This is a genomic window from Phytohabitans kaempferiae, assembly GCF_042433955.1.
GTDB classification, from domain to species: domain Bacteria; phylum Actinomycetota; class Actinomycetes; order Mycobacteriales; family Micromonosporaceae; genus Phytohabitans; species Phytohabitans kaempferiae.
The window spans coordinates 19580-44883 of the sequence record NZ_JBHLUH010000079.1 but is presented as its reverse complement, the minus strand read 5'-3'; the positions used below and the strand labels follow the sequence as shown (position 1 = coordinate 44883).

Genomic DNA, 25304 nt, shown 5'->3' with positions numbered 1-25304 from the left:
CGCATGGCTCCCTGGCATCCCGAGATCAGCCGGCGCTCGTTCCTGGCCGGCACTGCCGCGACCGTCACCGCCATCGCCACCAGCCAGGCGCTGGGCGGCCGGTCGGCGTACGCGGCGTCGGCGAAGGGCACGCTCGTACACGTCTTCCTGCACGGCGGGCTCGACGGGCTGAGCGTGGTCGCGCCCACCGACGAGCCGCTGCTCGACGAGGTCCGCCCCAACCTGCTGATGACCGAGCGCACGGCGCTGGCGGTCGACCGCTCGTTCCGGCTCAACAGCGCGTTCGCGCCGCTCGCGCGATACCTCAAGGACGGCCAGCTCGGCTTCGTCCCCGGCGTCTCCGACCCGCGCCTGTCCCGCAGCCACTTCCAGGCGGTGGACATGTGTGACCTCGGCGGCCTGCCGCGCGAGGCGGGCGGGCGGGGCTGGCTGGACCGCCTGGTCGACGAACTCGGCCCCGGTACGGCCTTTCGCGGGATCGGTGTCGGCGCCACGCTCCCGCGTTCGCTGGTCGGCACCAACGGGGCGCTCGCACTGCACAGCGTGGACGGTCTGGCGCTCAACGGCGAGGCCCGCTTCAAGGACCCCACGCTCGCCGCGATCGGCGCGCTCTACAAGGACATCAACCATCCCGTGCAGGACTCGGTCGGCACCGCGCTCACCGCGCTCCGCACGGTGCAGGGCATGAGCGCACAGGGGTACCGGCCGGCGGGCGGCGCCGAGAACGACGGGATCGGGCTGGCCTTCCGCCAGGTCGCCCAGCTGGTCAAGGGCGGCACCGACGTGCGCGTCGCCGCGATCGCGATGGGCGGCTGGGACACGCACGAAGACCAGGGCACCGCCGACGGCGGCTACCTGCACGCGCGGCTGGGCGAGCTGGCCCGGGGGATGGCCGCGTTCTTCACCGACCTGGGCCCGGCCGCCGCCGACGTCACCGTGCTGGTGTCGAGCGAGTTCGGCCGCCGGGTCGCCGAGAGCGGCACCGGCAGCGAGCACGGCCACGGCGGCGTGGTGATGCTGCTCTCCGGCCGCCGCCTCAACGGCTCGCTGATCGGCCGGTGGGAAGGGCTGCGCACGCTCGACAGCGGCGACGTGCCGGAGTTCAACAACCTCTTCGACGTGTACGGCTCGGTGGCGCAGGCCCAGTTCGGGCTCACCGACGCGCAGGTGGGGAAGATCTTCCCGCAGCGCCGGTACGCCCCGATGAAGCTCTTCGGCGAGTGACGTCCCGGCCGCGGAGCAGACTCCGGCCGGGCGGCGGCCGCCGGTGGCGCGGCAGGCAGCGGCCCCGGGCCTAAGCCAAGTGGCGGATCTCTGCCGGCCGCCGTGCGTACGGAGGTGGCAAAAGATCCGCCATCGCGTCACCCGCCGGGGTCTCGACCCGCTCGGTGGGCGCGGTTACCTTGGCTGCTATGCCGCGCGGCGCAAGGTGGACGTTTGCCGGGGCAGCTGCGCCCCACGGGTCGCGGCCCCCACGGCGTCCACGAGCATGCCCTGCACGGCATACGAGTCGGGCAGGCGCCAGCGGGTCTCCTCCGGCGACACCGACCAGCGCACCACCCCCTCGGGCAGGCGGGTCGGCGGCGCCGGGATCCACGAGCCGCCACCGTGCCGCACCACGTCGAGGCTTTCGTCCAGCTCGGGGCGGAGCGGATCGCCCGGGCGCACCAGAAACATCCAGCGTCCGGTCGGGGTCACCGCCACCGGCCCGCGCACCTGGCCACGGCCAGGGCCGAGCACGCTGGCGTGCAGCCGCGCCGCGCCGAGCACGCGCAGGCCGAGGTGGGCGGGCACCTCCAGCACGTCGAAGGCGCGTCCGGTCGGCAGCAGCACCGCGTGTGGCGTACGACGCCACCACTTCGCGACCTGTGCGGTGTCGCAGGTGGCGGCCTGCTCCCAGTGCTCAAGCGCGGGGTGGCAGCCGACGGTGGGGCAGCCGGGGCGGGCGCAGTCGAACCTGCTCCCCGCGAGGCACGCACCGGGTGTAAGGTCCCAGCCGTGCTCCGCGTAGCGCAGTGCCGCGTGGCGTAGCCGGGAGCGTTCGAACACCCCAGATCGTATGAATGGTGGTCGAGGACTCCACCGCATGGTCAGAAAACCTCCCACGTCAGCGGCTGGCGTCATATCAGTCGCCAAGCGCCGTCACCAGCACGACACGCGGTCGTTGCGATTGACAGAGCCGCTTGCAACTTGCATCTGAAACTACGAGCGAGGGTCGACGCGCCAGCGCACAGCGTGTGCGATCAGGCCCGGATGAGTGACGAAACGACCGCACCGCCCAACCGGCCCGGTCGCCGGCGAGGCAAGGGGAGGTACGACGTGGATGAGCTGCCCATCGGGCGCCGCGTCGCGTACTGGCGCGGGCGCCGCAAGATGTCGCAGCAGGTCTTCGCCGACCGGCTGGGCAAGTCGAAGAGCTGGGTCGACAAGGTCGAGCGGGGCGTGCGCCGGCTCGACAAGTTCTCGGTGGTCTACGAGATCGCCGACGTACTACAGGTCGACGTCCAACTGCTCCTCGGCAAGGAGCCCGAGCGTCGCATCGACAGCGTTAACTGCATCGACCAGGTCGAGGTGGAGGAGATCCGTGCCGCCCTGGAGCGCTACGACCAGATCAGCGCGTTCTTCTTCGCCCCCACACAGGCACTGCCGCTGACGGAGATGCGCAAGGCGGTGAGCCATGCGTGGCTCACCTACCAGCACGCCAAGTACGGTGTGCTGGCCCGTGCGCTGCCCAAGCTGCTGCGCGACGGGCAGGCGGCGGACACCGCGTACTCCGAGGGTGACCAGGCCACCGAGGCCGCCCACCTGCTCGGGCAGATCTACCAGATCGCCTCGTCCACGCTGCGCAAGCTGGGCGAGCACGAGCTGTGCTGGCTCGCCGCCGACCGCTCGATCGCGGTCTCCCAGCGGGCCGGCGACCAGCTGCTCGCCGGCATCGCCAGCTACCGCGTCGGCAGCGCCCTGCTCGCCCTCGGCCGGGCCCGCCCCGCGCTCGAGGTCAACGTCAACATCGCCAACCGGCTCGCGCCCGGCGAGGGCAACGAGGCCACGCCCGAGCGGCTCTCGGTCTACGGCATGTTGCTGCTCAACGGTGCGATGGCGGCGGCGCGGATCGGCGACAGCGCGACCGTCCGCGACCTGTTCACCGCCGCCGAGGAAGCGGCCCACGAGCTGGGCGGCGACCAAAACCACTTCTGGACCTCGTTCGGCCCCACCAACGTGCTGCTGCACCGCGCCGCCGCCGCGGTCGAGTTGGGCGAGGGGCGGGTCGCGGTCGACACGCACGAGCAGATCGACGGTGACGCGTTCGCCGCGCTGCTGCCCGAGCGGCGGGCACACCACTTCATCGACATAGCCCGCGGATACACGCAGATCGGTGATGTCGAGCGGGCCAGTGAGATGCTTCTGGAGGGCGACCGCCTCGCCCCATCGGAGATCCGCTGCCGGCCGATCGCACACGAGGTGCTCTCCGACGTGCTCCGCCGCACCAAGGGGGCACCGCCGACCCCGGTCGCGGAGCTCGCCGAGCACATGGGGGTTGGAGTATGACGCGTGGGCGAGCGTAACGAGCGGCGGCCCCGAGCCCGCGAGGCGACCGCGTGAACCGCGGCGTCCTCTACATCATCGCGTGCGGCTCGCCGGTCGCGCGCGACGTGGGGCGACTGGTGACGCTGGCCCAGCGCGAGGGATGGGACGTGTGCGTGGTGGTCACGCCCGACGGGCGCAAGTTCGTCGACGTGCCCGCGCTCTCCGTGCAGACCGGCCATCCGGTGCGCACCCTCTACAAGAACCCCGGTGACCCGGACGTGCTGCCCGCCCCGGACGCGATCATCGTCGCGCCCGCCACGGTCAACACGGTCAACAAGTGGGCCTGCGGCATCGCCGACACGCTCGCCCTCGGCCTGGTGGTGGAGGCGCACGGCAAGGGCCTGCCGATCGTCGTGATGCCGTACACCAACTGGGCGATGGGCCTGCATCCCGCGTTCCGGGAAAGCCTGGACCGGCTGCGGGGGTGGGGGGTCACGGTGGTTTTCGGCGACGACGTCTTCCCGCTGCATCCGCCGGGCACGGGCGAGCGCCACCGCGACTCGTTCCCGTGGGGGATGGCGCTGGAGGCGCTGCACACGCGGGTCGAGGCCAAGCGGGGCTGACCCGCGCCAGGGACACGGCGCGCGGCGGTGTGAGAGGACCATGAGATGGCGGTCTCCGCGCTGGTAGCCTCGCCGCCGTGAGTGCACCCCACGAAACCGCCACGCCGCGCTCCGCGCAAGCCACGCGGAGTTCCGCGTGACGACCACGCCCACCGTCGCCGACGTGGTGGCGACCCTCGACCAGCGCTATCCGCCGTCGTGGGCCGAGTCGTGGGATCGGGTGGGGTTGGTGCTCGGCGAGCCGGAGGCGCCCGTGCGCCGGGTCCTGTGTGTCGTCGACTGCGTGCCGGAGACGGTCGCCGAGGCGCGCCAGGTGGGCGCCGACCTGATCGTGGCGCACCATCCGCTGCTGCTGCGTGGGGTGTCGTCGGTGGCGCCGACGACGTACAAAGGACGGATCGTCCACCAGCTCATCAAGGGCGACATCGCCCTCTTCGTCGCGCACACCAACGCCGACGTCGCCAACCCGGGTGTCTCCGACGCGCTCGCCGCCCGGCTTGGCCTGCGCGACCTGCGCCCGCTCCGGCCGTCCGGCGCGGGCGATCACACCGACGGCGACGGCCGCGGCACCGGCCGTATCGGGCGCCTTCCGGCGCCCATGACGCTCGCCGAGTTCACCCACCACGCGGCCCTCACCCTTCCGCTCACCGCTTGGGGGGTACGCGCGGCGGGGCGGCCCGATCGCGTGATCTCCACCGTGGCCGTCTGCGGCGGCGCGGGCGACTCGTTCCTCGCCGACGCCACCGCCGCGGGCGTCGACGCGTACCTGACCGCCGACCTTCGCCACCATCCGGTCAGCGAGCACATCGCCGGCGGCGGTCCGGCGCTGCTCGACGCCGCGCACTGGGCGACCGAGCGGCCGTGGCTCGACGACCTCGCGGCCCACCTGCGCGACGCCTCCGGTGTCGAGGTGGTCGTCTCCGACCTCGACACCGACCCCTGGACCGTGCACGACTCGTTGAAGGAGCCCCGCTCGTGAAGGCAGACCCGGAAGCCCAGCGTCGCCTGCTCGACCTACAGGCGATCGACACCGCGCTGGCCCAGCTTGCCCACCGGCGCCGGACGCTGCCGGAGCTGGCCGAGCTGGAGACCTTCGCCCGGCAGCTGTCCGCGCTGGAGGACGAGCGCGTACGGGCCCAGGTCGCCGTCGACGACCTCGACCGCGACATCGCGCGGATCGAGCGCGACGTGGAGCAGGTACGCGCCCGCAAGGACAAGGACCAGACGCGGCTCGACAGCGGGCGCGGCCCGGCGCGGGAGTTGGAGGCGCTCCAGCACGAGCTGGTGTCGCTGTCCCGCCGGCAGACCGAGCTGGAAGACAGCGAGCTGGAGCTGATGGAGCAGCGGGAGACCGCGCAGGCCACGCTCGACGAGCTGCTCGCCCGGCAGGCGAGTGGCCGGGAGGCGCGCGAGGCGACCGAGGCGCGGCGCGACCAGGCGCTCGCCGAGATCGCCAAGGAGGAGGAGTTCCGCACCTCCGCGCGGCAGCCGCTCGTCAGCGACCTGCCGCCCGACCTGATCGCGCTCTACGACAAGATCCGGGAGGCGTCCGGCGGCCTCGGCGCCGCACTGCTCAAGGGCGGCCGCTGTGGCGGCTGCCGGCTCGACCTGGCCGGCAGCGAGCGCGCCCGCATCAAGGCCGCGCCCTCCGACGAGGTGGTGCGCTGCGAGGAGTGCCGCCGCATCATGGTCCGCACCGCGGAGTCCGGCCTGTGAGGGAAGACGTCGCCTTTGGCGCCGCACGAGCGAGCGAACCTGGAGGCGCTGTGAGCGAGCGAGTTGGCGCGGCGGCGTCTGGACTGAGTGGTCCCGCCGACGAAGTCGGGGTTTCGGGACTGCGAGGGAAGACGTCGCCTTCGGCGCCGCACGAGCGAGCGAACCAGGAGACACAGTGAGCGAGCGAGTTGGCGCGGCGGCGTCTGGACTGAGTGGTCCCGCCGACGGAGTCGGGGTCCGGGGTCCCTGCGGAAACGTGGAGCGCAGCGGAGCGTTTTCGTGGGGTGGTCTTTCGGGGCTGCGAGGGAAGACGTCGTCTTTGGCGCCGCACGAGCGAGCGAACCTGGAGGCACTGTGACACCGCTGCGCGTGATCGTCGAAGCCGACGGCGGCGCCCGTGGTAACCCCGGCCCGGCCGGCTACGGCGCGGTGGTGCGCGAGGCCAACTCCGGCGAGGTGCTGGCCGAGCGTGCCGACGCGCTCGGCATCGCCACCAACAACGTCGCCGAGTACTCGGGACTGCTCGCCGGCCTGCGCGCCGCGGTGGAGTTGGGCGCGTCCGAGGCCGAGGTGCGGATGGACTCCAAGCTCGTGGTGGAGCAGATGTCCGGCCGGTGGCAGATCAAGAATCCGGGGCTGCGCCCGCTCGCCGCGCAGGCGGCCGCACTCGTGCGCCGCTTCGACCGGGTCACCTTCGTGTGGATACCGCGCGAGCGCAACAAGCACGCCGACGCGCTCGCCAACAAGGCGATGGACGAGGCGGCCGGCATCACCCGCGCCGTCGGTGCGCGCGCGGCCGCCGCGCGGGGCGGGGGAGTGGTCGCGGGAAAAGGCGAGCCCGCGGAGCCGGCCGCGGGTAGCGCCCGCCCTTCGTGGGAGCCGCCGGTCACGACGCCCACGCGCCTGCTGCTCGTACGCCACGGCGCCACCGCGCTCACCGCGCAGCGCCGCTACTCCGGCCGAGGCGACGTGCCGCTCTCCGAGGAGGGGCTGGCGCAGGCACGGGCGACCGCCGCCCGGGTCAAGTCGCTCGCGCCCGCCATCTCCGCCGTGGTCACCTCGCCCCTGGTCCGGTGTACGCGCACCGCGGAGGTCATCGCCACCGCGCTCGGCGGCACGCCGGTCGAGGTGGAGCCCGACCTCGTCGAGTGCGACTTCGGCGAGTGGGAGGGGAGGACCTTCACCGAGGTCCGCGCGCAGTGGCCGGAGGAGATGGACGCCTGGCTCGGGTCCACTGAGGAGGCACCGCCGGGCGGGGAGTCGTTCCGCGCCGTGGCGACCCGGGTCCGGCGCGTGGTGGCGACCATCCACAAGGGGTACCCGGAGAGCACCGTCGTCGTGGTCTCGCACGTGTCGCCGCTGAAGATCCTGCTGCGCGACGCGCTCGCCGCCGGTGACGCGTTCCTGCACCGGCTCTACCTCGACCCGGCCGGCCTGTCCATCGTGGACATGTGGACCGACGGCGGTGTGGCGGTCCGGATGGTGAACGAGACCGCGCACCTGGCTAGCTGAACGCACGTACGAGCAGCGACAGCCCCACCGCCGTGCCCGCCGTCACGATGGTCGCCTTGAGCACGGCACTGGGGAGGTGGCGGGCGAGGTGGGCGCCCGCGTACCCACCGAGCAGGGTGGCCGGCGCGATCACCGCGACGCCGGCCCAGTCGACCGGGCCGAGGGCGGCGTACGCGACGACGGTGACCACGCCCACGACGCCGGAGAGTACGTTCTTGAGCGCGTTGACCCGGGCCAGCCGCTCGTCGAGGAGGAGCGCCAGCCCGGCGACGAGCATCACACCGAGCGCCGCGCCGAAGTAGCCGCCGTACACGCCGCCGGCGGCCACGAGCGCGTACAGCCCGATCCTGTTACGCGCGGGGGACATGGTGCGCGGGTGGCCGACGAGGCGTCGCAGCCGGTCCTGGAAGGCGAGTACCGCCGCCGCGGCCAGGACGAGGAACGGCACCACGAGTTCGAACGCGCGCGCCGGCGTGGCGAGCAGCAGCAGGCATCCCGCGAAGCCGCCCAGCGCGGCGATCGGCACGAGCGCGCGTACGCGTTCCCGCGGAATGTCGGCGCGGCTGCCCACCACGCTGCCGATGTACCCGGGGCTGACCGCGACGGAGTTCGTCACGTTCGCCGGTATGGGCGCGAGCCCTGCCGCGATGAGGGCGGGGAAGGTGATGAGCGAGCCGCCGCCCGCGATCGCGTTGACCGCCCCCGCGGCTAACCCCGCCACGGCGAGCAGCACCGTTCCTGGGAGATCCATCCCCGCTGAGGCTAGTACGATTGAGGGCGCGACGGACGAGTCGGCCGGGCGGTCGCGTCAGCTTCTTTCGAGGAGCTGCCGAGGAACGTCCGGACTCCACAGGGCAGGGTGGTTGCTAACGGCAACCCGGGGTGACCCGCGGGACAGTGCCACAGAAAACAAACCGCCGCGCTTCGGCGCGGTAAGGGTGAAACGGTGGGGTAAGAGCCCACCAGCGTTCCGGGTGACCGGAGCGGCTTGGTAAACCCCACCCGGAGCAAGGCCAAGAAGAGCCGCCACCGCGAGGCGGCGGCTCGCGCAGGCGTTTGAGGGCGGCCCGTCCGATGCCTGCGGGTAGGCCGCTGGAGCCTGCCGGCAACGGTAGGCCGAGATGGATGGCCGCCACCGGCGACGCGTGTCGCCGGGACAGAATCCGGCGTACAGGCCGACTCGTCCGTCGCTTCCCTGTCCGCCCTCGTCGGCGGGCCGCTGACCTGGCGTTTCTCTTGGCATCAATGGTTGTCGTTGGTCAATGTTGGTCAGCATCAGACGGCCCGATGACGGCCCAGACGGCCCGGAGACGGCCCTGCATCGGGGCATGTGCCATCACGGCGTACTGCATGACGTCGGAAATGTGACACGGTGGCGTGCCCCATGATACTTGATCTGGGAGGCATGACGGTTATTCTCCACAATGTCTCGACACACGCTGGTCAGCTTCGATTGGTGATAAATTGTGGATCGCTGGATTCCATTACTTCAGGTTATCGCAGTGCCGCTGTTGGGCTTACTTGGACGAGCTGCAACAGTGCCGCGAACTGGACGCTTACGTCATAAGCTTGAAGCTTATCAGAACATAGGCTCCTCCCTTTCGGAAGAAGATAGGGCTCATCTACAACCACTTATAAGAGAGATACTAGATAGACTCGTTGAGGCTGAGCGGCGGCGACTTAACCGAAAGGTTGACGGATCTGCGGTGGCGACTATGGTGGTGGTGGCGCTTGTCGGTAGTGGCGCATTTGCAGGCGGATGGGCGCTGGGACGCTGGTGGACTATTGCGATAGGCGCTCTCATCGCTCTGTTTTCGGTTCTCTTGATGGCTGCCGGTGTTGGCTCGCTTTATAAATATCCGGAGTCTGAGGCGACGGAAACAGGCAAGTAGTATCCGCTTTCCGGTCAAAGGAATTGGTTAGCGATCCCGTCTGCCGTCGACCCGCACGTTTGGTGGAGCGGGCCGCCGCCCGGGGCGCCATGTCAAGCGATCCTTGACAGTCGGACGGCGGCTGGCGCCCCGGGCGGTGGTCTGCTCGGCTTGCCCGGGTCGACGGCAGACGGGATGGCTGAGCGCCCACCCACGGACCGCGACCCGCCCCCACGGTCCTCCGGCATCCCGGAGCCGGAGCGCCCCCGCCGGAGGCGCAGTAAGCCTGAGCGCCACGGCGCGCGACCCCCGCCGACGGTGCACGCGCGGCGCCTACGCCGCGCGCCAGCTCGCCGGCCGGCTGTCGGCCCACCACCAACTCACAATCCCCCGGCTCTGTCGTTCTTCGGCGGCCCCGAGGGTCTTTGCATTTCGCGCCAGCCGACGGGCGTTAGGCGTGTCCGCCGCAGAGCGCCAGCGGCAGCGGCGGGCGCGCGCCCAGGCGGCGGCGCGAGCGGCCCGTTTCGGGCCGCCTTGAAGACGTACAGAAAGTTCTCACAGCATCGCCGGCAGCCGGCCGCCTCTGAGGCCACTGGCGAGGGACCCCAGCAACCCGGGGTCCGTCTGATCTCCGGTGCGATCGCTACGCCTGAGACAATGGACCCGTGACTCAGACGACGTCAGACCCAACGACCGAGCGGTACGAGTTCCTCCTCGTCGCAACCGCGACTGAGACCCGGGAGGAGGCGGAATCATTGGCGAAGCTGGCCGTCGAAGGACGGTTCGCGGCAGGTGCTCAGATCGTTGGGCCTATCGTCTCCGCGTTTTGGCACCTGGACGAGTTCGGTACCGGTGAGGAGTGGCGGCTCACTCTTCAGACGCACGCGTCGCGGTTCTCCGAGCTGGAGCAGCTGCTCAGGGAGAATCACTCGTGGGACAAACCCGAGATTTCAGCGGTGCCGATCGTCGCTGGATCGGTCGACTATCTCGGCTGGATACGGAAGTCAGTCATGCCGGAAGCGGGCAACGGAGCGTCGTAGGCCCGTGCTTTCTCCAGCGCCTCCGTCGCTGCCGACACTCCCTTGTGTCCTTCGAGCTGTGCGATCACACTCGCGATCTGCTGGCGGGGACGTACAGAGGCAACTCCAGTCGCCAGGTCGAGCACGCGGATAGCCGTTGCGGCCGCCTCTTCGACTTCGCCCGCGGTTAGGTAGGCATCGGCGAGCCAGCACGAGTAGAGCGCCTTGTCCCGGGCGTGGGTATCGCTGAACTGCGCGAGTGCTGCGCTGAGGACAGGAACGGCCCGCAGCGGACGCTTCAGCTCGGTCCAACAACGCCCCGTCATGATCTGCAACTCGATCCGATCGACCCAAGCGGACCAGTCAGGAGTCGGCTGCTGGTCGCTGGTGGCCAATGCCGCTTCGGCCATCTCCAGTGCTCGTTCAGTCTCGCGGACGTTGCCAGCGGTGGCGTGTGCCCAGGCCCGACGCTCGTGGAGTAGCGCGCCTACCGTCCCAGCCGGTGCGCTGTGCGAGTTGCACGACGCCGTAGCCAGCTCGACAGCGGCCGAGGGATCTTTGCCGATGGACTCGTAGGCAAGGAACGCAAGAGCGTTTCCGGCGAGGTCGGCGTCACCAGCATCGACCGCAGCGGAGTGGCTCGCCTGGTAGAGCTGCCTCGCGCGCTCGTGCTGCCCAGCATCGAAAGCAGCCCACCCGGCTTGCTGCGCCTGCTCCGAGAGGACCGACAGCAGATCACGCCCAATCGATTCGCTATAGGTCGCTTGGCGAATTACGGCCTTCGTGCTTTCGTATTCGGCTTGGTAAAGGCTGAAGGTATCACCGCCACCGAGAACGTTGTCCAGCTCACGTAGACGAGCGGCACGTCGGCGAAGAATTGTGGGGAAATCGTCGCCCAGACGTCTCCCTTGCCTCGGTAGGTCCAGAGCAGGAAGGCCGAAAGCGGCTCCTAAGCCCAGTGCGGACGACTTGATGAATTGCCTACGAAGCACTTTACTGTCTCCGTTCCTGGACCTCTCCGCTGGTGGGGTAATACCAACATCCTCCCATGTGCGGGGTGCGAGGCCGAGCATGTAGCCCGGGATCCGCATCACGTCGGCGATACGGGCAATCTTCTCGAATGAGGTTATGCGGCCTTGTCCCCGGGCTAGCGTGCCGACCCGTTCCGGCTTGATATCGCATTCCTCGGCGATCTTCGAGAAGCTAATTCCTGCCCACTTTCTAGCGAGGGCGAAGAGCTGGCCGAAGTCGTGTCGGGTGATTGCCTCGCGCACGTCCGCCCGTTCCAAGACATCGGGCGGTAGCGCCACAGCCGACCGCTTTGAGATCATCGGTTTCCTCTGCTCGTCGTACGCCTCCCCTTGATTGTGCACGATCTATCCCCATCATGGGTAGTCCCTTTGTGGGCAGGTTAAGCCGCGCGCTGTCGTGTTTCCTGGAATCGGCGAGCAACTCGCACGCCGATAGCGAGCAGTCGTCCCACTGAGGACGCGCTCAACCCAAGGAGGGGTACATCGTGAAGTTGTACGTGGACGGCAAGGGCAAGCAGGTGACGGTGTCGATGGACCCGGCGCCGAAGAACGACCAGAACGGTAACCAGCGGTCGGAGAAGGGTACGGGCCGGCTCATGTGGTCGACTCAGGTCTTCGTGCTGGACGAGACCGGTGGCGAGGTCATCACCATCACTACGGCGGGTGAGAAGCCGAACGTGACGGTGGGACAGCTCGTCAACCCGATCCAGTGGGAGGCGATCCCGTGGGCGACCAACGGGCGTTCCGGCATCGCGTACCGCGCGACCGAGCTGAAGGCCGTGACTGGGGCTTCGGCCAAGTAAGTCCGTCGCACATCGTGCTGTGTTCGCCATCGCTGTCCGTGGCTACACCGCACCGTCCAGCGGCCTGAAGGTCTGCTGATCTCAGATCTGGAACCGGTTTGACTCCAACGGTTCTGGTCTGGCGATCACATCAGTGGTGATCGCGATCCGTGAAGTGGCGCGGGGTCGGTCCTGGCTCCTACACCGGCCGACCCCCGCCGTTCATCCATCCCGTACAGAGGGAGGACGTTTCGTGTCCAAGTCTAACCTTGGTCGCCTGTTCGGCGGCAGGGGCAAAGGCGCAACGGTCACGGTTATCGACAGCCGTGTTCACCGTTCGTCCGTCCGGAACGCCAAGCTGGCGTTCATCCTCACCCTCGCGATCGTGGCCGTTCTGGCTACGACGGTCGCTTCCTCCTACATGCACCCGATCCTGGGGCTGCTGCTGGGCCTGTTCCTGGGCGCTGTTATCGGCGCGCTTGTCGGAGCGGTCGTGCTGGTCTGGCCGGTGCTGCGGGTGCTGTGGTGGTGGGCCACTGAGGTCAGCCTCGTCACCGGGCTCGTCTACGGCTGGGTCGCTCTGGCCACGCACACCAACGTCTTCGTCCGCCTGGCCGTCGTCCTCATTCTCGTAGGCGTCCCGGCCGCTGTGAGTCCGATCCGCCGCCGCATCGTCGCGGTCGCCTGGTGCCTCATCGTGCGGCATCGGCTGCGGGTGTGCTTCAACCAGTTCATTGTCGCGAACCGTTCCGGTTCCCTCCCGCTGATCCTCTGGGCGCGTCCGACGCCCGTCGGGGAAAGGGTGTGGATCTACCTGCGTCCCGGGCTGTCCGCCAAGGACCTCGATGCCCGGCTCGACAAGATGGCCGTCACCTGCTGGGCGGCATCCGTCCTGGTCGAGCGTGCCTCGACCACCAACGCCGCCTACCTGCGGGTCGACATCAAACGCCGCGAGGTGCTGACCGACCTGGTCACCAATCCGTTGGTCGACGAGATCCCCGGCCTGGATGACCTCGGCATCCCCCGCACCAAGAAGCCGGCGGCTACCGCCACCGTTGGCGGTCTGGACCTGACCGACGTGCCAGCCGACGACACCGTCACCGTCCCGGCGCCTCGGCCGTCACCCCGGCCATCCCCGGCGCCTACGCCGGCCCCGGCCACTGCTACGGCCAACAGCGCCGACGGTGAGGACATCTCCGACTGGATCTAAAGGACAGGTCCATCTTCCTCATCTGTCCACCTTCGACCGGGCGCGGGAAACCTTTGTTCCGCTTGGGTTTCCCGTACCCCCGGCTCGCCTCCTACGAGGGAGCAACCACACCATGACCCTGACCGCGTCGGATGACGCACCGGTACCGGTAGGGCCATCGCTGTCCATGTTCGACCCCGTGTTCGTGGGCATCGACGAATTCGGCGAACCGGTCTACCTCGACATCGTCTACCACAACCTGCTCGCTGGCGGAGAGTCCGGCGGCGGCAAGTCCGGCCTACTCAACAACGTCGCCTGCACCGCGACCTTGGCCACCAACACGCGCATGGTGCTGTTCGACGGCAAGCTCGTCGAGCTCGGCGCCTACCGCGACCTCGCCGACGCGTTCGTCGGCTACGACATCGACCACGCCCTGTCCGTGGTCCGACGCCTGCTCACCGTCGCTACGAACCGCTACCGCTGGTTGCTCGGGCAACGACGCCGCAAGGTTCTACCCACCGATGACCTGACCGTCATCGTCACCATCATCGACGAACTCGCCGTCTACTGCACCCTGCTGGGTACCAAAGCCCAACAGGAGGAGTTCGCCACCCTGATCCGGGGTCTGGTCTTCCTCGGCCGCGCCTGCGCGATGCCCGTGGTCGCCGCGACACAGCGGCCCTCTTGGGACATGATCCCGGCCAGCCTGCGCGACCAGTTCGGCTACCGTGCCGCGTTCCGCTGCACCAGCCGCAACAGCTCCGACATCGTCCTCGGCCAGGACTGGGCCGACCGCGGCTACAACGCCGTCGACATCGCACCCACCAACCCCGGCGCCGTCCTGCTACTCGCCGAGGGCGGCATTCCCCGCCTGGTCAAGACGGCCTACCTGACTGACGAGCAGATCTACCACATCGTCGACTACGCCGAATGGATCCGCCGCCCCAACAACCCGGCCGGCCGCGATGGCCACCGCCGCGACTGGGACATGGCCGCCTAACGGCATTCCCACACGCATACGGCCGACAGCACCGGACTCAGCCCTGGAAAGCGACCCGGCGCTGTCGACCTCCTGACCACTTCCCGAAAGGACGTGGCTGTCTTGAAGCCTACCCACAAACCGTCCATCGCCGACGTCACCGATGTGACGCCGGCCGTCATCCTGCGTGGTGCTGCCCTCTACATCCAGTTGCACGGCTGGCACCAGGGCTGCCTGTACTCCGACGACAACCCGACCAACCCGACCCCGGCCGCCTGTGCTCAGGGCGGTATGGGTATGGCCGCGTTCGGCCAGCGCATCCCCGCCGACGCCCCGACCGGCCACCGCTCTGGGTGGCGGGACTTCAAACGCGCCAGCGATTTCTTCAACGACTTCCTCAACCTGACCGGCGCCAAGCCGGCCCCCACCGACGAGCAGGAGCAGTGGGAAGGCCCCTCGGTCGGCGACTGGAACGACGACCCTGACCGCACCGCCCACCAGGTCCACGCGGCGTTGCTGGCCGCCGCTGAGGAGTGGGACCGGCTCCACGTACCGCTGCCGGTTCTGGATGTGCCGGGTGGTGAGAACGCATGAACACCGTCAAGCCGGCCTTGACGGCCAAGGCGTCCCGGCCACGGCGCCGCATGGTGGTGGAGAACGACGAGTTCGCCGCGTTCGCCCGCCGTATCATCCGCGCCCACGGCAAGCGAGTCGCCTCCGGCGATGTGGAAGCGCTCACTGATCTGGTGGCCTTGTCCACCCTGATCGACACCGTCATCGCCGAGGCCGTGAAGGGCCTCCGCAAGCAGGGCTACTCCTGGCAGGAGATCGCCGCCCGCCTCGGTATCAGCCGGCAGGCCGCGCAACAGCGGTGGGGCGGTGACCGGCCATGACCGACCTCTACAAGTCCTACTACGAGCAGTGGTTCGAGCGGTCCTGCCGCTACGCCGAACTGCTCGGCGGCATCAAGGGATGGCTCGAAGCAACCGAACCCAACGGCCGCTACGGCCTTCCACCCGTGACCGCCGATAGGGCGCTGACCGAGATCCGCCGCCTGGTCGACCAGTTCGACAGCCAGCAAAAGACCGTGACCGGTGGTGATCGCCAATGACCAGCATGCCCACCACCACCGATGTGATGCTGCGGAACCAGGACCTGGACTTCCTGGTCGACCACCGTGGCTTCTTCCTGGAGTTCTACGACCCGGACGGCCAACGGTTCGGGTTCCCCACCTTCCCTTACCACTGCGCCCCGGACGGCCTGGTCACCCGCCGACAGTTGCGGGCCGCTGGTCTACGCCCGGCTGGTCAGCCGGTCATCGCGCAAATCCTGTGGCGGCACCGCAAGCACACCAGGACCGCTTACCTCTACCGCCGTGACCTGGCCAAGCCGAAGCGTCAGGCGACCGACGCGCAACTGATCGCGGTGTCCAAGGCGCTGCTGGCCCGGCGTACCTGTCCCACTTGCGGGCAGGTCAAGGACTACTACATCCCTCGCCGTAGCGGCGAATGCCTGGACTGCAACCCGGAGGTCAACCGATGACCCCCGACCAGTTGTGCGTGTTCTGCGCCATCATCGCCGGCACTGAACCGGCCACCATCATCAATCGCTGGCCCGACGCCATCGCGATCGTCCCACGCCACCCGGTCACTACGGGACACCTGCTGGTCATCCCGACCGTTCACGTGCGGGACGCGCTACAGGACCCGACGGTCACCGGCACCTGCATGAGCCGCGCCGCGCAACTGGCCCGGCACGCCTGCAACCTCATCACCTCGGTCGGTAGCCCGGCCACCCAAACCGTCTTCCACCTCCACATCCACATCGTGCCCCGCCACAGCGGCGACGGGCTCGCCCTGCCCTGGCATCGGCCACTGCTCAGCCCGCTCGGAGGTGCCTAATGCCCAACCCGGACGCACCCAACGACGTTCCTAACTGCCACTGGTGTTTTGAGGGCAACACCCCCAACGGCATCCACCCCATGTTGGGGCCGGTGTTCATCCCCTGCCCGAACTGCTTCGCCCGCTGTGACGGCTGCCGAGGCTACGGCCTGTTCCCGGCCGACTTCCAGTGCCTGGGCTGCCTGGTCGAAGACCTCATCCGTCAGGGCCTGGCCCCGGTCTTCTGCCCCACCTGCTGCGGCGTGGTCGACCTCATCCGCATGCATACCCCACCGGAGGTGAACTTCCATGTCCTCCACCACCACTAACCGCCCGACCCGCGCACAGCGGTTCGAGGGCATCGTCCTGGTCCTCATCGTCCTGGTCGTCGGCATCGCCGCTGGCGCGGCATCGTTCACCCACGTCCACGACTGGACCATGGACAACTCACCAGCCGGCACCCCCGGCTGGTTCGGCTGGGCCAACGCCGTCATCTCCGAACTGGTCCCGATCGCCGCCCTGCTGACCATCCGCCGCCGCAAAAGGACTGGCGGGTCGATCTTCTACCCGATGGCGCTGCTCGTCGCCGCCGCACTGCTGTCCCTGGCCGCGCAGCTCGGCGTCGCGGTCGGCCACGTCGGCCCGTCCGGCTGGCTCCTGTCGGCCGTCCCGGCCCTGGCCTTCATGGCCCTGGTCAAACTCGTCCTGGCCCCGGTCAAGACCTCCACCCCGGACACTCCAACGGTCGAACCGGCCGCGCCAGCCCTGGACACCCCGGCAGCCATGCCGTCCGTCGACCCGGAACCGGCATCCACGCCGGCCGCCTCCCCAACGCCGATGCAGGTATCGGTGTCGGAGGTTCCTACCCACCTGCTGCCCACCGCGCGTTACGCGGTCGTCAACCACCGCCAAACCCACAACCGCCCCATCAGCGCTAATGAACTCGCGGCCCGGCTCAGCATCGGCCCGGACACCGCCGCGCAACTGCTGGCCGAACTCGGCGAACCCACCACCCCGGCATTGCCGGCGCGGGTCAACGGCACCCCGATCAACGGGGGACGGCCGTGACCATCCACCTCGTCGACATCCACCACACCACCCACACCTGCCCGGCCAACCCCGACCCACACCCGGTCGACACCCGCCGCACCGTACTCGCGGTCATCGACGGCGGACCCTGCCAGACACCGATCACCATCCACTGCGGCAACACCACCGCTCAGGTCCCTTGCGGGCGTCACGAACCGCGCGAGCGGCAATGCGGCGCCTGCCGGACCATCGTCACCGAACACACCATCACCAGCACCCACCACCATGAGGTAGCTGCGTGACCGTATCGACGCTGGACGCCGTACCCCGACCCCACACGGGCCGGGGTACGGTCTCGAACGCCGAACCAGCACCCATCCACACCTACACCGCCACCGGCACCGCCCTCCAACGCGCCGCCAGCGGCGACTACCTCGCCTGGCTCGCCCACGTCCGCGCCGCTGCCGGCTGCACCCGTCCCATCCGCCTGGTCGGCACGATCGACACCCTCGACCCGGCCACTGGCCAACGCCTGGCCCGCCGCCACACCACCGACATGCCGGACGCGGCGATCTACAAGGCGTGCGGGAACCGGCGCGGCAGCGTCTGCCCAGCCTGCTCCGGCATCTACCAAGCCGACGCCTACCAACTCCTACGCGCTGGCTTGGTCGGCGGCAAGGGCGTACCCGAGACGGTCTCCAAACATCCGGCGGTGTTCCCGACGCTCACCGCACCGTCTTTCGGCACCGTGCACCGACGCGCGGTCAAGCGGCACACCTGTACGAACCGTCGACGCTGCGACTGTCGACCGGAGCCCTGCCACGCCCGCCGTGAGCAAGGCGTGTGCGAGCACGGCCGACCGGCTGTCTGCTGGGCACGGCACGAACCCGGCGACGCCATACTCGGTCAGCCACTGTGCCTGGACTGCTACGACCACGCGCACCAGGTCGTCTGGAACCTGTTCTCCGGCGAACTGTGGCGCCGCACCAAGCAGGCCGCCGAACGTTACCTCGCCCAGCTCGCCCGAATGCGCGGCATCCCCCGCGTCACAGTCGTGACCGAGTCGGGCAAGGTTCGCCGCGTCCCACCGGTCCGGCTCGCGCACGGCAAAGCCGCCGAGTTCCAAGCCCGGGGAGCGGTGCACTTCCACGTCCTGCTGCGCCTGGACGGCGTCAACGGTCTCGACCCGGCCGCCGTGGTCCCGCCCTCGCCGGGGTTCACCACGGTCGACCTGGAGGACGCCATCCGGCACGCCGCCGCACAGGTCGCCTTCCACACTCCCGACCACGCCGATATGCCGGGCGGCTGGTTGATCGCTTGGGGTGACCCGGACAAGGGCCTTGAGGTCCGGCACATCACTCTCACCGGGCGCGGTGAGGTCACCGACGGCATGGTCGCCGGCTACCTCGCCAAGTACGCCACCAAGAGCACCGAGGTCACTGGCCACAGCTCCACCCGCCTCGACGCGGACACGATCGACGAGCACGCCGACGCGGATGGCGACCACACCGCCCGCCTCATCGACGCCTGCTGGCAGCTCGGTCGACCGCAGACCACCCCGCGACCTCTCGCCGACCGGCCACGAGCCGACCGACCGGCACCCGGGTTCAGGCAGCGCCGGGAGTGCCCGGACTGCGGCACCCACACCAGGTACGCCGCCTGCCCGTCCTGCGTCGCCGAGCGTCAAGGCGTCCTTGACACTGAAACGCCGAACAGCGTGGGCCGTAGCATCTGGGTAGGCCTACGCCGATGGGCGCACATGCTCGGCTTCGGCGGCCACTTCCTCACCAAAGCGCGCCGCTACTCGGTCACCTTCCAACTCCTGCGCGACAGCCGCATCAGCTATCGGCGAGAGCACGACCGCGAGGACCAGGCCGACGGCGTCATCCGCACCGCCGACCACATGGACGAGGAGACGACCCTCGTCGTCGGCACCCTCACCTACGCCGGCTCAGGTTGGCACACCACCGGAGACGCGCTGCTCGCCAATACCTCCGCCGCGCTCGCCCGCGCTCGACACCAGGCCGGCCGCGAAGAACTCGCACACGAACTCGGCTCGACCATCGCCGGCGCCACGCCGGCCGCCGCCTGACAGCACGGAAAGGGACACCGGAGGACAGACCTCGGTTGAAGGCACACGGAGATAAGAAGGAAGGAGCCGCGGACCGACTGTGGTCTGTGGACGATGTCTCACGCTTCCTGTTGGTACCGGTCGAGACGCTGTACCGCTGGCGCAAGGTGGGGTACGGACCACCCGCCGCGCGAGTTGGGCGTCACCTTCGCTACGACCCGGGCGCCGTGCGCGCCTGGGTACAAGGTCAGGTGGCGTAGCGGTGGGGCATGTCGAAGACCGGTGGTACCGGACCATCAAGCACCCTAACGGCCGTAAGGAAAAAGTGAAGTCCGCTCGCTACGGCACAGGGCTGCGCTACCGGGTCCGCTATATCGCGCCCGACGGCCGCGAGCGAAGCGAGTCCTTCCCCGACCGATCCAAGCGCGAGGCTGAGGCATTCCTCGTCTCCGTCGAGTCGGACAAGCTGCGGGCATCCTACGTCGACCCCGCCGCCGGTCGCATGACCTTCCGCGAGTACGCGGAGACCTGGCTCCGTACCCGTGACTTCGACGAGTCCACGCGGGAGAGCACCGAGCTACGGGTACGCAAACACCTGTACCCATTCTTCGGCAGTCGCCAGCTGGCGGCCATCAAGCCCGGCCACATCCGGGAGTGGGACAGCGGCATGGTGGGCAAGCTCGCCCCGGCCACCCGCTCCGTGGTCTTCGCCCACCTACGGACCATCCTCGGCGCGGCCGTCGACGACGAACGCATCGCCAAGAACCCCTGCTCGGTCCGCTCGGTAAAACAGCCCCGCCCGCCGGAGCGGCGCGTCGTGCCGTGGACGCTCGACGTGGTGACCGGCATCCGGGAACTGCTGCCCGATCGGTACCGCGCGATGGTCGACCTCGGTGCCGGCTGCGGCATGCGCCAGGGTGAGATCTTCGGCCTCGCCGAGGAAGACCTCGACTTCGTCGACGGCTGGGTCAACGTGACGCGACAGGTGAAACGGGTCCGCTCCCGGCTCGTGTTCGGGTTACCCAAGAACGACCGGGACCGCCGGGTGCCGCTGCCGGGTTCAGTCGCCGACGTTCTGCGCCTGCATATGAAGCAGTACCCGCCGCTGTCGGTCACCCTGCCGTGGGAGAACCCGGCCGGCGTCGAGCGTCACACGTACCGCGTGATCTTTAGCACTACGCGGCGGGGAGCGCTGAACCGCAGTTGGTTCGACGAGAAGCTCTGGCAGCCCGCCGTCGCGGCGGCCGGCCTTGTGCCGAGCAGAGCGACCGGCATGCACGCGCTGCGGCACTTCTACGCCTCCGCGCTGCTCGACGCTGGCGAGAGCATCAAGGCGCTCGCCGCGTACCTCGGGCACGCAGACCCCGGCTTCACGCTCCGGGTCTACACGCACCTCATGCCAGCCAGCGAGGAGCGCACGCGCCGCGCGATAGACAGCCTCTTCCGGGAGCACGGCCCACAGACGGCCCAGGGGCACTCAGAGGCGGGGGAGTGAGCGTGCGGCCCAGTTCACGGCATGTCCCGGCGGCAGTATCCGGCGTACAGGCCGACTCGTCCGTCGCGCACCGCACGCACTGCCCGCACGCGGTGCCGCGCGCGCGTCCGCGGTCGCTCGGGCGCCGGTCGGCGGAGGGCCACAGTGGAGGGCGGCACCCCTTCGGGTACGCCACGCGGGTGTCTCGACGCCAGAAATTTTTCTGACACCTTCCACGGGTGAGTCGGTGTGTACCTCCTTGCGCTTACGCGGATAAATCCCTTATCGAATAAGGCTTTCTCACCGATTCGAGTCGCGTGGCGAGCCGCGTACCGTTGTCTGTCGGGCTGGTCTATTGTGGAGGCGCCGCCGATTTTTCTGCGGAAAAGGTGGCGCTTGTTCGTTTTGCGGTGCACAGTGATCTCATGACTAACAGCGGAAGTGGCGCACAGTACTACTGGTGCGTGCGTCATCACCGCGTCGAGGACAACTCCGACTCGTGCCCGGCCGAGTACAAGCTCGGACCGTACGCATCCGTCCAAGAGGCGGAGCGCGCGCTCGAGCAGGTGCGAGAGCGCAATGAAAAGTGGGACGAGGAAGACGCCCGGTGGTCCGGGAAGGACAAGTAATCGGCGCGATCCGCTGCGCGCGGCCGTCGGCTGAGCGCGGAAACACATTCGCAAGGAGGAGACAGAGATGGCCGTAGCGAAGAAGGCCACCAGCACCCCGGCCGCGAAACGCGCGGCTGCCAAGAAGAGCACGGCGACGCCCGCGGCGCAGCCGGCGGCGGAAGAGGTCAAGGCAGCGGTGCCGGCGGCCACGACCGCGCGCAAGACCGTCACGAGCAAGGCGACGGCGAAGAAGGCACCCGCCAAGAAGACGACCGCCGCGGCCAAGAAGGCATCGGCGACGAAGGCGACGACCACGCGCAAGACGGCTGCCGCCAAGAAGACCACCACTGCCAAGAAAACCGCCGCCAAGAAGACCGCACCGGCGACGAGAACCGCGGCTAAGAAGGCCCCCGCCAAGAAGGCCACCGCGACGAAGAGCACCACCGCGCGCAAGACGGCCGCCGCGAAGAAGACGACGGCCGCGAAGAAGACCACCCCCGCCAAGAAGACGGCGGCGGCGAAGTCGACGACCGCGCGCAAGACGGCCGCCGCGAAGACCACCGCGAAGGCCACCACCGCCCGCAAGACCGCCGCGAAGAAGACGACGACGGCGAAGGCGGCTCCGGCCAAGAAGGCGGCCGCCAAGAAGACCGCGGCGAAGAGCACCACGGCCAAGCGCACCACCACGGCGGCCAAGAAGGCGCCGGCGCGCAAGGCCACCGCCCGTAAGACCACGACCCGCACCACCCGCTAGTACGGCGGGGTGTGGAGCGTCGGTAAGAATGACCGCGTGGTTATCCGACGCGTAGTCGCACCCCGCATCGACTTCGGCGAGCTGCGCCGCGAGCTGGAACTGCCTGAGGCATTCCCGCCCGCGGCGCAGCGCGAAGCGGACGAGGCGGCGTCCCGCACATCCCTTCCCGCCATCGATCGCACCGACATCCCGTTCGTCACGATCGACCCGCCCACCTCGCGCGACCTCGATCAGGCCATGTGGATCGGCCGGCGGGACGGCGGCTACCGGGTGCACTACGCGATCGCCGATGTGGCGGCGTACGTACGCCCCGGCGGCGAACTCGAGGCGGAGACCTGGCGCCGCGGCCAGACCGTCTACCTCCCGGACAGCAAGGTGCCGCTGCACCCCGTCTCGCTGAGCGAAGACGCGGTGAGCCTCCTGCCCGACGTGGACCGGGCCGCGGTCGTGTGGACCATCGACCTCGACTCGGCCGGCGAGACCCGGAGCATCCATCTCGAACGCGCGCGCGTACGCAGCCGGGCCAAGCTCGACTACGCCGGCGTGCAGGCCGACGCCGACGCGGGGCGGCTGCCCGCACCGATCGCCGCGCTGCCCGAGCTCGGCGCGCTTCTCACCGAGCGCGGCTTCGCCCGCGGCGCGATCAACCTCCCTCTGCCCGAGCAGGACGTCGAGCCGGACGGCTCCGGCTGGCGATTGGTGCTCCGCGCGCCGTACCCGGTCGAGGAGTTCAACGCGCAGATCTCGCTGCTGACCGGCATGGCGGCCGCGCGTGTGATGCTCGACGGCGGCATCGGGCTGCTGCGCACCATGCCCGCACCGCGCGAGCAGGCGATCGGCAAGCTCCGCGCGGCGGCTGACGCACTCGGCGTCGAGTGGCCCGAGGGTGCGCCGGTGGGGCGCGTGGTGGCCGGCGTCGACCCGGCGCAGCCGCACGCCGCCGCGTTCCTCGACCACGCGGCCGAGCTGATGCGCGGTGCGGGTTACACCGCGTTCGACGGGAAGGTGCCGGACGATCCGGGGCACGGCGCGGTGGCGGCACCGTACGCCCATGTGACGGCGCCGCTGCGGCGTCTGGCCGACCGGTACGCCACCGAGGTGTGCCTGGCGCTCTTCGCCGATCAGCCGGTGCCTGAGTGGGCCGGTGCGGCGTTGCCGAAGCTCCCCGAGGTGATGACCGACACCGACCGCGTGGCGGGCACCGCCGAGCGCGCGGCGGTCGACCTCACCGAGGCGGTACTTCTGGCGGGTCGCGTGGGCGAGGAGTTCGACGCGGCGGTGCTCGACCTCGACGACCGCCCCAAGCGCGTGCCGGGCGGCCTCATCGCGCTGGACGAGCCGCCGGTGCGCGCCCGCTGCGAAGGCGACCTCCCGCTCGGCGAGCGCATCCGCGTCCGCCTCGTGACCGCCGACCCCGCCCAGCGCCGCATCCTCTTCACCCGCGCGGGGTGAACGACGACCTCGGCGCCGAGGTGCGTCTGACCCGCCCGCCCCGCCGCGTGGTGTCGCTCGTGCCGTCGCTGACCGAGGCGATCGCGGTGAGCGCACCGGGCCTGCTCGCCGGCGCGACCGACTACTGCACGCATCCGCCGGCACTCGACGTGCCGAGGGTGGGCGGCTCGAAGTACCCGTCGGTGGAGCGCGTGCTGTCGCTCGTACCCGATCTGGTCGTGGCGAACGCGGAGGAGAACCGCCGCGAGGACGTCGAGGCGTTGCGGGCCGCGGGCGTGGCGGTGTGGGTGACGTATCCGCGGACGCTGGACGAGGCGCTCACGTCGCTCGGCCGCCTGCTCACCGCCCTGGACGCGGCCGCACCGGCGTGGCTCGGCGAGGCCCGGGCCGCCTGGGCACTCCCAGCTCCGGCCACGCCACCGAGGCGGGCGGTGGTGCCCGTCTGGCGCCGCCCGTGGGTCGTGCTGGGCTCGGCCACCTTCGCCGGTGACATCCTGCGCCGGCTGGGCGTGCACAACCTCTACGACGACGCGGCCGAGCGCTATCCCCGCCCGCCACTCGCGGAGATCCTGGCCCGCGATCCCGAGCTTGTCGTCCTCCCCGACGAGCCGTACGCGTTCACGCCCGACGACGGACCCGAGGCGTTTCCCGGCGTGCCGTACGCCCTGGTATCCGGGCGTCACCTGACCTGGTACGGCCCGTCACTCGCCGAGGCGCGCGGCCTGCTGGCGGCCCAACTCGCCCTCGAACAGCGCGGCCGCCGCGGGTAAGGCGGCGGCCGCGAGGCGGATGTGGCGGTGCGGGTCAGTGGAAGGCGTGCTCCGGACCGGGGAACTCGCCGCCGCGGACCTCGTCGGCGAAGCGCCTGGTCGCGTCGGTCAGCGCGCCGGCCAGGTCGGCGTACCGCTTGACGAAGCGCGGGGCGTGGCCGGTGCGGAGGCCGGCCATGTCCTGCCAGACCAGCACCTGGGCGTCGGTGTCGGGGCCGGCGCCGATGCCGATGGTGGGGATGGTGAGGTCGTGCGTGATGCGCTTGGCGACCTCGCTGGTCACCATCTCGAGCACGACCGCGAACGCGCCCGCCTCGGCCACCGCGTGGGCGTCGGCCACCACCTCCTCCGCGGCGTCGCCGCGGCCCTGGACGCGGTAGCCGCCGATCGCGTGCTCACTCTGCGGGGTGAAGCCGATGTGCGCCATCACCGGGATGCCGGCGGCCGTGATCGCGGCGATCTGGTCGGCCACGCGGCGGCCACCTTCGAGCTTGATCGCGTGAGCGCCGCCCTCCTTCATGAAGCGGACAGCGGTGCGCAGCGCCTGCTTGGGGCCCTCTTCGTACGAGCCGAACGGCAGGTCGCCGACGACAAGCGCGCGCTTGGTGCCGCGTACGACGGCGCGCACGAGTGGGAGCAGGTCGTCGACGGTGACCGGGACGGTCGTCTCGTAACCGAACACGTTGTTGGCCGCCGAGTCGCCGACGAGGAGCACCGGGATGCCGGCTTCGTCGAAGATGCCGGCGGTGTACTGGTCGTACGAGGTGAGCATCGGCCACCGCTCGCCACGCTGCTTCGCCGCGAGCAGGTCGCGCGTGCGTACGCGCCGAGTGGCGGGGCCGCCGTACAGAGTGGGTTCGGACATCGTCGTCTCTGACATTCGTCGTCTCCTCTCGCCTCGAGGCCGCGCACGCGGTCCCCGGGTCCCTGGAGCAAGCGTCCCACCGCACCTACCGGGCACGTCAGGTGTTAGTGGAAGATTTCACACGGGTTACGCGAGGACGACCCGTGCC

General features: G+C 69.8%; 30 protein-coding genes and 1 other RNA gene. 27 read left to right on the top strand and 4 right to left on the bottom strand.

Annotated elements, in window-relative coordinates; genetic code table 11:
- Window positions 1-3 precede the first annotated feature (3 nt).
- Window positions 4-1224 (top strand): DUF1501 domain-containing protein, encoded by a 1221-nt coding sequence (locus ACFFIA_RS36650; RefSeq protein ID WP_377260398.1) that lies wholly within the window; start codon window positions 4-6, stop codon window positions 1222-1224.
- A 186-nt stretch (window positions 1225-1410) separates the two neighbouring features.
- Here ACFFIA_RS36650 and ACFFIA_RS36645 read toward each other — a convergent pair whose 3' ends face one another.
- The gene (locus ACFFIA_RS36645; protein ID WP_377260396.1) at window positions 1411-2088 is read right to left on the bottom strand and encodes a bifunctional DNA primase/polymerase; all 678 of its coding nucleotides are present in this window, start codon (window positions 2086-2088) and stop codon (window positions 1411-1413) included.
- A gap of 231 nt (window positions 2089-2319) precedes the next feature.
- Between ACFFIA_RS36645 and ACFFIA_RS36640 the strand changes: the two genes are divergently transcribed.
- The 5 genes from ACFFIA_RS36640 to ACFFIA_RS36620 all read left to right on the top strand — a co-directional run bounded on the left by ACFFIA_RS36640 (window position 2320) and on the right by ACFFIA_RS36620 (window position 7379).
- Window positions 2320-3549, top strand: coding sequence for a helix-turn-helix domain-containing protein (locus ACFFIA_RS36640; RefSeq protein ID WP_377260394.1), 1230 nt, complete (start codon window positions 2320-2322; stop codon window positions 3547-3549).
- Between the two features lie 50 nt (window positions 3550-3599).
- Entirely contained in the window at window positions 3600-4151 is a 552-nt protein-coding gene (locus ACFFIA_RS36635; RefSeq protein WP_377260392.1) for a flavoprotein, read from the top strand.
- Window positions 4152-4314: 163 nt separating this feature from the next.
- Complete coding sequence (locus tag ACFFIA_RS36630; protein WP_377260636.1) at window positions 4315-5130, top strand: Nif3-like dinuclear metal center hexameric protein; 816 nt, start codon at window positions 4315-4317, stop codon at window positions 5128-5130.
- On the top strand, window positions 5127-5867 hold the full coding sequence (locus tag ACFFIA_RS36625) for a zinc ribbon domain-containing protein (RefSeq protein WP_377260390.1): 741 nt from the start codon (window positions 5127-5129) through the stop codon (window positions 5865-5867). The genes ACFFIA_RS36630 and ACFFIA_RS36625 overlap by 4 nt, the downstream gene beginning before the upstream one ends.
- A 354-nt stretch (window positions 5868-6221) precedes the next feature.
- Window positions 6222-7379, top strand: coding sequence for a bifunctional RNase H/acid phosphatase (locus tag ACFFIA_RS36620; protein ID WP_377260389.1), 1158 nt, complete (start codon window positions 6222-6224; stop codon window positions 7377-7379).
- On the opposite strand, the gene ACFFIA_RS36615 is transcribed toward ACFFIA_RS36620, so the two are convergent.
- A complete protein-coding gene (locus ACFFIA_RS36615) occupies window positions 7372-8130 on the bottom strand; it encodes a sulfite exporter TauE/SafE family protein (protein WP_377260387.1) in 759 nt (252 codons plus the stop codon). The genes ACFFIA_RS36620 and ACFFIA_RS36615 overlap by 8 nt on opposite strands.
- A 36-nt stretch (window positions 8131-8166) precedes the next feature.
- Here ACFFIA_RS36615 and rnpB point away from each other — a divergent pair.
- The 3 genes from rnpB (at window position 8167) to cutA (ending at window position 10290) form a co-directional block, all read left to right on the top strand.
- An RNA gene (rnpB, locus tag ACFFIA_RS36610) (RNase P RNA component class A) lies at window positions 8167-8566 on the top strand.
- A gap of 519 nt (window positions 8567-9085) precedes the next feature.
- The gene (locus ACFFIA_RS36605) at window positions 9086-9271 is read left to right on the top strand and encodes a hypothetical protein (RefSeq protein ID WP_377260385.1); all 186 of its coding nucleotides are present in this window, start codon (window positions 9086-9088) and stop codon (window positions 9269-9271) included.
- A 644-nt stretch (window positions 9272-9915) separates the two neighbouring features.
- Window positions 9916-10290 carry a divalent-cation tolerance protein CutA gene (gene cutA / locus ACFFIA_RS36600; protein ID WP_377260383.1) on the top strand — a complete coding sequence of 125 codons (375 nt, stop codon included), beginning with the start codon at window positions 9916-9918 and terminating at the stop codon, window positions 10288-10290.
- Here the strand turns inward: cutA and ACFFIA_RS36595 are convergent.
- A complete protein-coding gene (locus tag ACFFIA_RS36595; RefSeq protein WP_377260381.1) occupies window positions 10233-11642 on the bottom strand; it encodes an NsdA family TPR-like regulatory protein in 1410 nt (469 codons plus the stop codon). The two genes, cutA and ACFFIA_RS36595, sit on opposite strands and share 58 nt — an antisense overlap.
- A 143-nt stretch (window positions 11643-11785) precedes the next feature.
- On the opposite strand from ACFFIA_RS36595, the gene ACFFIA_RS36590 reads away from it, so the two are divergent.
- The 18 genes from ACFFIA_RS36590 (at window position 11786) to ACFFIA_RS36505 (ending at window position 24291) form a co-directional block, all read left to right on the top strand.
- Entirely contained in the window at window positions 11786-12103 is a 318-nt protein-coding gene (locus tag ACFFIA_RS36590) for a hypothetical protein (protein WP_377260379.1), read from the top strand.
- Window positions 12104-12335: 232 nt separating this feature from the next.
- Window positions 12336-13292, top strand: coding sequence for a hypothetical protein (locus ACFFIA_RS36585; RefSeq protein ID WP_377260633.1), 957 nt, complete (start codon window positions 12336-12338; stop codon window positions 13290-13292).
- Window positions 13293-13404: 112 nt separating this feature from the next.
- Window positions 13405-14271, top strand: coding sequence for an FtsK/SpoIIIE domain-containing protein (locus tag ACFFIA_RS36580; RefSeq protein ID WP_377260377.1), 867 nt, complete (start codon window positions 13405-13407; stop codon window positions 14269-14271).
- A gap of 102 nt (window positions 14272-14373) precedes the next feature.
- Window positions 14374-14844 (top strand): DUF6197 family protein, encoded by a 471-nt coding sequence (locus ACFFIA_RS36575; protein WP_377260375.1) that lies wholly within the window; start codon window positions 14374-14376, stop codon window positions 14842-14844.
- The gene (locus ACFFIA_RS36570; RefSeq protein ID WP_377260373.1) at window positions 14841-15143 is read left to right on the top strand and encodes a helix-turn-helix domain-containing protein; all 303 of its coding nucleotides are present in this window, start codon (window positions 14841-14843) and stop codon (window positions 15141-15143) included. Before ACFFIA_RS36575 ends, ACFFIA_RS36570 begins: the two co-directional genes overlap by 4 nt.
- Entirely contained in the window at window positions 15140-15361 is a 222-nt protein-coding gene (locus tag ACFFIA_RS36565) for a hypothetical protein (protein WP_377260371.1), read from the top strand. Before ACFFIA_RS36570 ends, ACFFIA_RS36565 begins: the two co-directional genes overlap by 4 nt.
- Window positions 15362-15387: 26 nt before the next feature.
- Window positions 15388-15792 (top strand): RRQRL motif-containing zinc-binding protein, encoded by a 405-nt coding sequence (locus tag ACFFIA_RS36560; protein WP_377260630.1) that lies wholly within the window; start codon window positions 15388-15390, stop codon window positions 15790-15792.
- A complete protein-coding gene (locus ACFFIA_RS36555) occupies window positions 15789-16151 on the top strand; it encodes an HIT family protein (RefSeq protein WP_377260369.1) in 363 nt (120 codons plus the stop codon). Before ACFFIA_RS36560 ends, ACFFIA_RS36555 begins: the two co-directional genes overlap by 4 nt.
- 80 nt (window positions 16152-16231) lie before the next feature.
- Entirely contained in the window at window positions 16232-16459 is a 228-nt protein-coding gene (locus tag ACFFIA_RS36550; RefSeq protein ID WP_377260367.1) for a hypothetical protein, read from the top strand.
- Window positions 16440-17198: a hypothetical protein gene (locus tag ACFFIA_RS36545; RefSeq protein WP_377260365.1), complete on the top strand. Its 759-nt coding sequence runs from the start codon at window positions 16440-16442 to the stop codon at window positions 17196-17198. The genes ACFFIA_RS36550 and ACFFIA_RS36545 overlap by 20 nt, the downstream gene beginning before the upstream one ends.
- Window positions 17195-17461, top strand: coding sequence for a hypothetical protein (locus ACFFIA_RS36540; protein ID WP_377260363.1), 267 nt, complete (start codon window positions 17195-17197; stop codon window positions 17459-17461). The genes ACFFIA_RS36545 and ACFFIA_RS36540 overlap by 4 nt, the downstream gene beginning before the upstream one ends.
- Window positions 17458-19251, top strand: a complete 1794-nt coding sequence (locus tag ACFFIA_RS36535) for a replication initiator (RefSeq protein WP_377260361.1) — start codon at window positions 17458-17460, stop codon at window positions 19249-19251. Before ACFFIA_RS36540 ends, ACFFIA_RS36535 begins: the two co-directional genes overlap by 4 nt.
- Window positions 19252-19337: 86 nt before the next feature.
- Window positions 19338-19490 carry a helix-turn-helix transcriptional regulator gene (locus ACFFIA_RS36530; RefSeq protein ID WP_377260359.1) on the top strand — a complete coding sequence of 51 codons (153 nt, stop codon included), beginning with the start codon at window positions 19338-19340 and terminating at the stop codon, window positions 19488-19490.
- 2 nt (window positions 19491-19492) lie between these two features.
- Window positions 19493-20725: a tyrosine-type recombinase/integrase gene (locus ACFFIA_RS36525; protein WP_512700735.1), complete on the top strand. Its 1233-nt coding sequence runs from the start codon at window positions 19493-19495 to the stop codon at window positions 20723-20725.
- Window positions 20726-21129: 404 nt separating this feature from the next.
- Window positions 21130-21333 (top strand): hypothetical protein, encoded by a 204-nt coding sequence (locus ACFFIA_RS36520; RefSeq protein ID WP_377260355.1) that lies wholly within the window; start codon window positions 21130-21132, stop codon window positions 21331-21333.
- Window positions 21334-21400: 67 nt separating this feature from the next.
- Complete coding sequence (locus tag ACFFIA_RS36515) at window positions 21401-22069, top strand: histone H1 (RefSeq protein WP_377260353.1); 669 nt, start codon at window positions 21401-21403, stop codon at window positions 22067-22069.
- A 36-nt stretch (window positions 22070-22105) separates the two neighbouring features.
- Complete coding sequence (locus ACFFIA_RS36510; protein WP_377260351.1) at window positions 22106-23521, top strand: RNB domain-containing ribonuclease; 1416 nt, start codon at window positions 22106-22108, stop codon at window positions 23519-23521.
- Entirely contained in the window at window positions 23518-24291 is a 774-nt protein-coding gene (locus ACFFIA_RS36505) for a helical backbone metal receptor (protein WP_377260349.1), read from the top strand. The genes ACFFIA_RS36510 and ACFFIA_RS36505 overlap by 4 nt, the downstream gene beginning before the upstream one ends.
- A gap of 34 nt (window positions 24292-24325) precedes the next feature.
- On the opposite strand, the gene panB is transcribed toward ACFFIA_RS36505, so the two are convergent.
- Window positions 24326-25171, bottom strand: coding sequence for a 3-methyl-2-oxobutanoate hydroxymethyltransferase (gene panB, locus ACFFIA_RS36500; protein WP_377260347.1), 846 nt, complete (start codon window positions 25169-25171; stop codon window positions 24326-24328).
- Window positions 25172-25304: the final 133 nt, after the last annotated feature.

Coding starts and splice junctions, on each gene's coding strand:
- ACFFIA_RS36650 (WP_377260398.1), top strand. CDS start 4: ATGGCTCCCTGGCATCCCGAGATCAGCCGGCGCTCGTTCCTGGCCGGC.
- ACFFIA_RS36645 (WP_377260396.1), bottom strand. CDS start 2,088: ATGCGGTGGAGTCCTCGACCACCATTCATACGATCTGGGGTGTTCGAA.
- ACFFIA_RS36615 (WP_377260387.1), bottom strand. CDS start 8,130: ATGGATCTCCCAGGAACGGTGCTGCTCGCCGTGGCGGGGTTAGCCGCG.
- ACFFIA_RS36580 (WP_377260377.1), top strand. CDS start 13,405: ATGACCCTGACCGCGTCGGATGACGCACCGGTACCGGTAGGGCCATCG.
- ACFFIA_RS36570 (WP_377260373.1), top strand. CDS start 14,841: ATGAACACCGTCAAGCCGGCCTTGACGGCCAAGGCGTCCCGGCCACGG.
- ACFFIA_RS36565 (WP_377260371.1), top strand. CDS start 15,140: ATGACCGACCTCTACAAGTCCTACTACGAGCAGTGGTTCGAGCGGTCC.
- ACFFIA_RS36560 (WP_377260630.1), top strand. CDS start 15,388: ATGCTGCGGAACCAGGACCTGGACTTCCTGGTCGACCACCGTGGCTTC.
- ACFFIA_RS36555 (WP_377260369.1), top strand. CDS start 15,789: ATGACCCCCGACCAGTTGTGCGTGTTCTGCGCCATCATCGCCGGCACT.
- ACFFIA_RS36550 (WP_377260367.1), top strand. CDS start 16,232: ATGTTGGGGCCGGTGTTCATCCCCTGCCCGAACTGCTTCGCCCGCTGT.
- ACFFIA_RS36545 (WP_377260365.1), top strand. CDS start 16,440: ATGTCCTCCACCACCACTAACCGCCCGACCCGCGCACAGCGGTTCGAG.
- ACFFIA_RS36520 (WP_377260355.1), top strand. CDS start 21,130: ATGACTAACAGCGGAAGTGGCGCACAGTACTACTGGTGCGTGCGTCAT.
- ACFFIA_RS36515 (WP_377260353.1), top strand. CDS start 21,401: ATGGCCGTAGCGAAGAAGGCCACCAGCACCCCGGCCGCGAAACGCGCG.
- panB (WP_377260347.1), bottom strand. CDS start 25,171: ATGTCAGAGACGACGATGTCCGAACCCACTCTGTACGGCGGCCCCGCC.